General features: G+C 68.1%; 4 protein-coding genes. All 4 read left to right on the forward strand.

The annotated features are described in order from the left end of the window. Nucleotides 1-647, forward strand: a 647-nt coding sequence (locus I5M_RS13750; RefSeq protein ID WP_022721923.1) for a pitrilysin family protein, incomplete at its 5' end; no start/stop codon positions are given. Further along, nucleotides 644-2,029 carry a pitrilysin family protein gene (locus I5M_RS13755; protein ID WP_031336343.1) on the forward strand — a complete coding sequence of 462 codons (1,386 nt, stop codon included), beginning with the start codon at nucleotides 644-646 and terminating at the stop codon, nucleotides 2,027-2,029. The genes I5M_RS13750 and I5M_RS13755, both read left to right, overlap by 4 nt. Nucleotides 2,030-2,320: 291 nt before the next feature. Further along, nucleotides 2,321-2,740 carry an alternative ribosome rescue aminoacyl-tRNA hydrolase ArfB gene (gene arfB / locus I5M_RS13765; RefSeq protein WP_022721926.1) on the forward strand — a complete coding sequence of 140 codons (420 nt, stop codon included), beginning with the start codon at nucleotides 2,321-2,323 and terminating at the stop codon, nucleotides 2,738-2,740. A 281-nt stretch (nucleotides 2,741-3,021) separates the two neighbouring features. Further along, nucleotides 3,022-3,514, forward strand: a 493-nt coding sequence (mutL, locus tag I5M_RS13770) for a DNA mismatch repair endonuclease MutL (RefSeq protein WP_031336344.1), incomplete at its 3' end; no start/stop codon positions are given.

Below are 3,514 nucleotides of genomic sequence, written 5' to 3' on the forward strand. Positions count from 1 at the left end.
GGCGATTCGCGCAGCGGCTGCGGCCGCAGGAGCCGACTCCGGCCGGCCCGCGCACCGTGACGCTGGCCGATCCGCGTGTCGAGCAGCCGACGATGCGCCGCGTGTATCTGGTGCCTTCGGCCAAGACCGCCGCCAAGGGCGAGAGCCCGGCGCTCGAAGTGCTGGCGCAACTGCTCGGCGGCGGCAGTAACTCGTATCTGTACCGCGCCACGGTGATCGACAAGCCGCTGGCGATCACCGCCGGCGCCGCCTATCAGGGCACGGCGCTCGACGACAGCCAGTTCACCATAGCGGTGACGCCCAAGCCTGGCGTCGAATTTTCCGAGATCGACAAGGCGATCGACGACGTCCTAGCCGAGGTCGTGCGCACGCCGATCCGCTCCGAGGATCTCGAACGGGTGAAGACGCAGCTGATCGCCTCGGCCACCTACGCGCAGGATAATCAGGCGACGCTGGCGCGCTGGTACGGCGCCGCGCTGACCACCGGACTAAGCGTCGATGACGTGCAGAGCTGGCCGGAGCGCATCCGCGCCGTCACCTCCGATCAGGTCCGCGCCGCGGCGCGCGAGTGGCTCGATCGCACCCGCTCGGTCACCGGCTATCTGGTCAAGGGCCCGTCGGCCAAGCAAGAGGAGAGGCGGTCGTGAGCTTCGCCGTGACATCCCGCCGCTTCGTTCTGGCCGCCGTCGTCGCGCTGGCCGCGCTGCTACAAGCCGCGCCGAGCTTCGCAGCCGCCAAGATCCAGCATCTGGTGACGCCCGGCGGAATCGAGGCCTGGTTCGTCCAGGACGCCACCGTGCCGCTGATCTCGATGGAGTACTCGTTCGGCGGCGGCGCCACCCAGGATCCCGCCGATAAGCCCGGCGTCGGCCATATGGTGGCCAACCTGCTCGACGAAGGCTCCGGCGATATGGACTCGGCGACCTTCCACGAGCGGCTGGACCGCCGCGCCATCGAATTGTCCTACCAGGTGACGCGTGATTACTTCCGTGGCTCGCTGCGGATGCTGAAAGACAATCGCGACGAAGCCTTCGACCTGCTGCACACTTCGCTGACCAAGCCGCGTTTCGAGCCCAAGGACGTCGAGCGCATTCGCGCGCAACTGCTGTCGTCACTGCGCCGCGAGTCGGTCGAGCCGACCCACATCGCAAGCCGCAAATTCCTGCAGCTCGCATTCGGCGATCATCCTTACGGTCGCTCGCCGACCGGCACCGTCGCCAGCCTGCCGACTATCACGATCGACGACATGAAGGACTACACAAGCCGCGTGCTCGCCAAGGACACGCTGAAGATCGCGGTGGTGGGCGACGTCGACGCCGGCACGCTGGCCAAGCTGCTCGATCACACCTTCGGCGATCTGCCCGCGAAAGCGCAGCTCACACCGGTGCCGGATGTCGTCGCGACCAAGCCGCCGCAGCGCGTCCAGGTGCCGCTCGACGTGCCGCAGACGGTGGTGACGTTCGGCAGCCCGGGGCTACGCCGGCACGACAAGGACTTCATGGCCGGCTACGTGGTCAATCACATCCTGGCCGGCGGCTCGCTGTCGTCGCGGCTTTATCGCGACATCCGCGAGAAGCGCGGCCTGGCCTATTCGATCTACGGCTCGCTGCTTTGGATGGAGCACTCGGCGCTGTTCATCGGCTCTACCGCGACCCGCGCCGACCGCGCCGCCGAGACCGTCGAAGCGCTCGATACCGAGATCAAGCGCATGGCGACCGACGGCCCGACCCAGACCGAGCTCGACGAGGCCAAGTCCTACCTGAAGGGCTCGCAGATGCTGTCGCTGGATACGTCGGCCAAGCTGGCGCAGGCACTGCTGCAATATCAGAACGACGGCCTGCCGATCGACTACATCGAAAAGCGCAACGCGATGGTCGACGCCGTCACCCTCGACGACGCCAAGCGCGCTGCCAAGCGCCTGTGGGCCGACGGCCTGATCACCGTCGTGGTCGGCCGCCAGCCGCAGGCGGCGGCGGACCCGAACGCCGTGAAGCCGGCGGGCGCAACGCCGGCCCCGACGGCGAATTAGCTTCGCGATCAAATCAACGGTCCTCCGAACCTTTCTCCGAGCACGGCCTAACCTCTCCCCGCGTGCGGGGAGAGGTCGGATCAGTGCGTAGCGCTGATCCGGGTGAGGGGGCGCCTCCGCGCGGTCGAGCCGCTGAGACTCGCGGAGACGCCCCCTCACCCCAGCCCTCTCCCCGCAGGCGGGGAGAGGGAGCGCGTCGTGCGGGCGGCGAGGGAGCGCGTCGCGTATGCGGAGATGTGCTACACAGCGGGCCGCGATGCGGCGCAGGCCGCTTGAACCACCCGGTGCCCTATGCTGCGGATCAGCCGCAACCTCGTCATCGACGACGACGATATCGAGATCAGCTTCATCCGCGCCTCCGGGCCGGGTGGCCAGAACGTCAACAAGCTCGCCACCGCGGCGCAGCTGCGCTTCGACACCGCGAAGATCGCGCTGCCCGAGGATGCGGCGGCGCGGCTCGTCGGACTCGCCGGCCAGCGCATGACCAAGGACGGCGTCATCGTGATCCGTGCCGACCGCTACCGCACCCAAGAGCGCAACAAGGCCGATGCGCTCGAGCGGCTCGAGGAACTGCTGAAAGCCTCGCTGGTCCGCCCCATCCCCCGCCGTGCCACCCGCCCGACGCTCGGCTCCAAGAAGCGCCGCCTCGAAGGCAAGAAGCACCGCGGCGACATCAAGGCCGGCCGCAGCGGCAAGCGGTTTGATGATTGAGCCTCACCACTTGCATGCCGTCATCCTTCGAGGCTCGCCGCTTCGCGGCGCGCACATCAGGATGACGGCGCTGTGCCTGTGAACCTGACTTAAAGGCGCAGCGCCAGTTTAGCCCGTCATTGCGAGGAGCGAAGCGACGAAGCAATCCAGCGCAGTGCAGGGAGCTGGATTGCTTCGCTTCGCTCGCAATGACGAAGCCAATGACGGCTTGGCTTGGAGATGACGCCGCGGCGCGGCTTCTCTAAAGTCGCCTCTCCCTCCAGCCGAGTCGCCGGTTCCGCATGCCCGTTCGCCAGCTTCCCGAAACCGTCGTCAACCGCATCGCTGCGGGCGAGGTGGTGGAGCGGCCGGCGAGTGTGGTGAAGGAACTGGTCGAGAACGCCATCGATGCCGGCGCCAGCCGCATCGATATCTTCTCGGACGGCGGCGGACGGCGGAAGATCGTGATCGCCGACGACGGCCACGGCATGACCCAGGCCGACCTCGCGCTCGCGGTCGAGCGCCACGCCACCTCCAAGCTCGACGACGAGGACCTGCTGGCGATCCGCACGCTGGGCTTTCGCGGTGAGGCGCTGCCATCGATCGGCGCGGTGGCGAAGCTGTCGATCACCACGCGCCACGCCGCCGAGCCGCACGCCTGGGGCCTGCGCGTCGAGGGTGGCGACAAGAGCCCGATCGCGCCGGCGGCGCTGAGCCAGGGCACCCGCGTCGAAGTCGCCGATCTGTTCTACGCCACGCCGGCGCGGCTGAAGTTTTCTCAGACTGACCGCACCG

Source organism: Rhodopseudomonas sp. B29 (assembly GCF_000333455.1).
Lineage (GTDB): Bacteria > Pseudomonadota > Alphaproteobacteria > Rhizobiales > Xanthobacteraceae > Rhodopseudomonas.